At 69.9% G+C, this 3704-nt stretch carries 3 protein-coding genes; 2 read left to right on the top strand and 1 reads right to left on the bottom strand.

Features of this window, described 5'->3' with window-relative positions; genetic code table 11:
- Positions 1 to 886 (top strand): metallophosphoesterase (locus G3I41_RS34280; protein WP_203602069.1); only part of this gene is annotated, 886 nt, incomplete at its 5' end.
- 220 nt (positions 887 to 1106) lie between these two features.
- Positions 1107 to 2660 (top strand): ABC transporter substrate-binding protein, encoded by a 1554-nt coding sequence (locus G3I41_RS34275; protein ID WP_203602068.1) that lies wholly within the window; start codon positions 1107 to 1109, stop codon positions 2658 to 2660.
- A gap of 190 nt (positions 2661 to 2850) precedes the next feature.
- On the opposite strand, the gene G3I41_RS34270 is transcribed toward G3I41_RS34275, so the two are convergent.
- Positions 2851 to 3576 (bottom strand): TetR family transcriptional regulator, encoded by a 726-nt coding sequence (locus G3I41_RS34270; protein ID WP_164404420.1) that lies wholly within the window; start codon positions 3574 to 3576, stop codon positions 2851 to 2853.
- Positions 3577 to 3704 lie beyond the last annotated feature (128 nt).

The following is a 3704-nucleotide window of genomic DNA, read 5'->3' as shown; positions in this document are numbered from 1 at the left end:
ACCGGCGTCGGCGCCGGAGGCCGCGCCCGAGCCGGAGTCCGCCGCGTCCGCCCTCCCCGCTCCGTCCCGGCGGCTGTTCGTGGCGCGGGCGGTCGGGGGCGCCGCCGCCGCGGCCGGGCTGGGGACCGTGGGCTACGGGACGTACGGGGTGCTGCGCGGGCCCCGGGTGAAGCGGGTCACCGTGCCGCTCGCGCGGCTGCCGAGGTCCGCCCACGGTTTCCGCATCGCCGTCGTCAGCGATATCCACCTGGGCCCGATCCTGGGCCGCTCCCATACGCGACGGATCGTGGACGCGGTCAACCGGACGCAGCCCGATCTCATCGCGGTCGTCGGTGATCTGGTGGACGGATCCGTCGCCGATCTCGGTCCGGCCGCCGAACCGCTCGCCGGCCTCCGCGCCCGGCACGGCGCGTTCTTTGTCACCGGCAATCACGAGTACTACTCCGGCGCCGCCCAATGGGTTGATCATGTAAGGGAATTGGGGCTGCACCCGCTGGAGAACGCCCGGGTGGAGACCGGCGGTTTCGATCTGGCCGGGGTCAATGACATCGCCGGCGAGAGCGAAGGGCAGGGCCCGGATTTCGCCCGCGCCCTCGGGGACCGCGACCCCGCCCGCGCGGTCGTGCTCATGGCCCATCAGCCCGTGGTGATCGACGAGGCCGTCGAGCACGGTGTGGACCTGCAGCTGTCCGGGCACACCCACGGCGGCCAGCTGTGGCCGGGCAACTACGTGGCGGAGCTGTCCAACCCGACGGTCGCCGGGCTCGAACGCCACGGCGACACCCAGCTCTACGTCACCCGGGGCGCCGGGGCCTGGGGCCCGCCCGTGCGGGTCGGCGCGCCGTCCGACATCACCGTGGTCGAGCTCGCCTCCCGGCAGGCGTAATCCCCCGCGCACGCCCGCGAAATGGCGGAACGGGTGACCGTCCGGGAACCCTCTGTATTCGGCGTAAGCGTCAAAGGTTTCGACTGACAAACAATTGGCTATGAGCCTCTGATCTCCCCTTCCAGATGTGAAAATCGTGTGATTTGCTGAGCGCGAACGTGCGGTGATCTGCGTATCTGAGCGCGACACCGAGGTGGGGCTGTTAAGGGAGAGCACGTCAATGCGGTCGATCCGGCTACGGATTCTCGCGATTTTCGCGGTACTGGTCATCGCAGGCGTGGTCGCCTGGCAACTCCTTCCCTCGGACGACGGGAACTCCGATCCGGTCGTCATCGGTACGACCGACGCGGTGACCTCGCTCGACCCGGCGGGCGCCTACGACGCGGGTTCCTGGGCGATGTACAGCAACGTCTACCAGTCCCTGATGACGTTCAAGTCCGGCGGGATCGTCCCCGAGCCGGACGCGGCCGAGAGCTGCGGCTTCATCGGCGGCAAGCTCCAGACATACCAGTGCAAGCTCCGTGACGACCTGACGTTCTCCAACGGTGACGAGGTCACCGCCGAGGACGTCAAGTACTCGTTCGACCGGATGCTGGAGATCAAGGCGGACGCCGGTCCCTCGGTCCTCTTCCCCAGCCTGAAGAACGTGGTCACCGAGGGCCGGACCATCACCTTCAACCTCTCCACGCGTGACGCGACCTTCCCGCAGAAGATCGCCACGGGCGCCGGCGCGATCGTGGAGAAGGACTCCTACTCGGAACACAAGCTGCGCAACGACGGCAAGGTGACGGGCTCGGGGCCGTACGTCCTGAAGTCCTACGAGGCCGGCACGAAGGCCGTACTCGTGCCGAACTCGCGGTACAAGGGCGCGATCTCCAAGACCGGCGGTCCGGTCACCGTGCGGTACTACAAGGAGTCCGACGACCTCCTCTCGGCCTGGAAGTCCGGCCAGGTGGACGTGACGCACCGGCAGCTGCCGCCGTCGGCGCTCGCCGAGCTGAACCCGGGCGACACCGACAAGCGCGTCACCGAGGCGGACAGCGCCGAGATCCGCAACCTCGTCTTCAACGTCCGCAAGGACGCCCCGCTCGCCGACCGCAGGGTCCGCCAGGCCATCGCGGCGGTCATCGACCGCGGTCCGCTGGTGAGCAAGGTCTACCAGGGCACGGTCGAGCCGCTCTACTCGCTGATCCCGCAGGGCACCATCGGGCACAGCACCCCGTTCTTCGACGCCTACCCCTCACCGGACTCCGAGCGCGCGAAGGCGCTCATGGACGAGGCCGGCGTCCAGACGCCGCTGGCCCTGACCTTCGGCTACCGCGAGGGCGACCAGTACGTCGACGAGACCAAGGAGATCCAGCGTCAGCTGAACGCCACCGGGCTCTTCAAGGTGACGATCAAGGCCGTCGAGTGGACCCGGTTCCAGAAGGGCTACGCGGCCGGTGAGTACGACATGTACACCGTCGGCTGGCTCCCCGACTACCCGGACCCCGACACCTTCAGCCAGCCGCTCGTCGGCCGCGACAACACCCTCCACAACGGCTACACCAGCAAGAGGATGGACGACCTGATCGGCGCCACGCTGCAGTTCAGCGACCGCAGCCGGGCCTCGGGGGACTTCAAGGACCTCCAGAAGCTGGTCGGCGAGGACGTGCCGCTGGTGCCGCTGTGGCAGAAGAAGGACTACGTCATCGCCAAGTCGGACGTCTCCGGCTCGCAGTACCTCTCCGACGGCACGGGCGTCTGGCGCCTGTGGGAGCTCGGCTGGATCTGATCCACCCCGCCACGACGCGCGGGCGGCTAAGGGCTGTCCCGCAATTCCCGGCGGGCGCACGACGACAGCTGCGGCACCTCGCCGCGTTGTCGAAACGCCCGAATACGTCCAGTATGCGGGCGCCTCTCCGCCTTGCGATGCACCGCATCTGACGCCGCGCGCTGATCCACCGGGAATTGCGGGACAGCCCTTAGGACCTGTCCGGTCCGGCCGCCCGCTCCGTCGTTTCCGGCAGGAACTCCTCCAGCACTTCGTGCACCTGCCGCACCAGCGGCCGCAGCACCCGGAACCGGGACAGCGCCAGCGCGCGGGCGGCGATCGGGACCGTACGCGTGACCAGCCGGCGGCTGCGGGTGGCGCCGGCCGTCCGGTCGTACACCCAGAACAGCACCAGGCCCATGTGCGCGAGCCACATCAACCGCGGGAGCAGCGGGGCCAGTTCGGGGTCCGTCCGGGTGGTGGAGCCGGTCAGGCAGCGCGCGTGGATCGCGATGACCGCCTCGCGCGCGGTGACCGACTCCGGCGAGAACGGGCTGAGCGGGCTCTCCGGATCGGCGGCGTTCTTGAAGAACTGCGTGGCGAAGGGGCGGTACGGCTCCGCCACGTCCAGCCAGGCCAGCAGCACCCCGCGCAGCCGGGCCGCGAGGTCCTGCTCGTCGTCCAGGACCGGCCGCACCGCCTCCGCGTGCTCGGCGGCGAGCCGGTCGTAGAACCCCTGGACCAGGTGCTCCTTGGACGAGAAGTAGTAGTAGGCGTTCCCCACGGAGACGCCCGCCTCCTGGGCGATGGCCCGCATGGTCGTCCGGTCGTAGCCGCGCTCCTGGAAGAGCCGGAGCGCGGTTTCGAGGATCAGCGCGCGGGTCTGCTCGCTCCGGGGGGCCTTGACGGCCTTCACGTCCTTCTCTTCCTTCACCACGGCCCGAGCGTATCCGGGCCGCGCCCGCTACCCCGCCGCCGGAGTCGTCCTGGCCGCCGCCCCGGCCACCCGCGCCGCGTCGGCGGCGGGCGTCCCGAAGCGCCGTACCCCCGGCACGGCGGCGGTGG

This window comes from Streptomyces sp. SID9727 (assembly GCF_010550605.1).
Classification (GTDB): domain Bacteria; phylum Actinomycetota; class Actinomycetes; order Streptomycetales; family Streptomycetaceae; genus Streptomyces.
Note: the sequence above shows the minus strand (reverse complement) of the source record. Positions and strands in the feature narration are given on the sequence as shown.

Coding starts and splice junctions, on each gene's coding strand:
- G3I41_RS34275 (WP_203602068.1), top strand. CDS start 1,107: ATGCGGTCGATCCGGCTACGGATTCTCGCGATTTTCGCGGTACTGGTC.